We start from the raw sequence: 713 nt of genomic DNA, 5'->3' as shown, positions 1-713 counted from the left end.
GGCATTGTGGTGCAGTCGGCCGCCATCAACGGCAACGTGTACAAACTGATTACCACGGCGCCGGCGACGTTCGTAGCCGGTCAGTTACAGCAGGAAGTCCCCGTGGAGGCAATCGAATCGGGCAGTGGTTTCAACCTCGCCCCGGGTTACTACGCCATTCTGCCGGTGCCCATCCCCGGCATTGTTCAGGTAGTGAACAAGGACGGTTGGCTGGAATCACCAGGTGCGGATCCGGAACCGAACGACCAGCTGCGTCTGCGCGTGCGCAACCAGTTCTCGGCCGTGAATCAGTGGCACACCGACGCGGTGTATCGCGCCATGATCTCGGCCTTTCCCGGCGTGCGTCCGGACGGCGTTTACTTCGAACATGGCGCACCGCGTGGCCCGGGCAGCGCGAATGCCTTTGTGTTGTTTGATGCAGGTGTGCCGGCGGCGACTTACCTGGAGCAAATCAATTCGCACATCCGCGACCAGGGCAACCATGGCCACGGCGATGATCTGCTGGCCATGGTGATGCCTGAAGTACCCGTGAGTATTGCGATGACGCTCTGGCCGCAACCAAATCTGAGCGCCGAGCAGATCGACACGCTTAAAAGTGAGATCGAGCTATTCATCCGGGCCGCGTTTCGGGAAAGCACGCCCCGCGATTATCAGCCGACGCTGACTTATCCCCAGTCGCGTTTCAGCTTCAGTCGCCTCGCGGAAGAACTGCA

Annotated in this window: 1 protein-coding gene; it reads left to right on the top strand. The window is 60.4% G+C overall.

Annotation, left to right across the window (positions count from 1 at the left end; translation table 11 throughout):
• Positions 1–713, top strand: a 713-nt coding sequence (locus ACWR1S_RS30850) for a baseplate J/gp47 family protein (RefSeq protein ID WP_454566142.1), incomplete at both ends; no start/stop codon positions are given.

This window comes from Pseudomonas sp. AIG (assembly GCF_977020205.1).
This window is presented reverse-complemented; position numbering and strand designations above follow the sequence as displayed.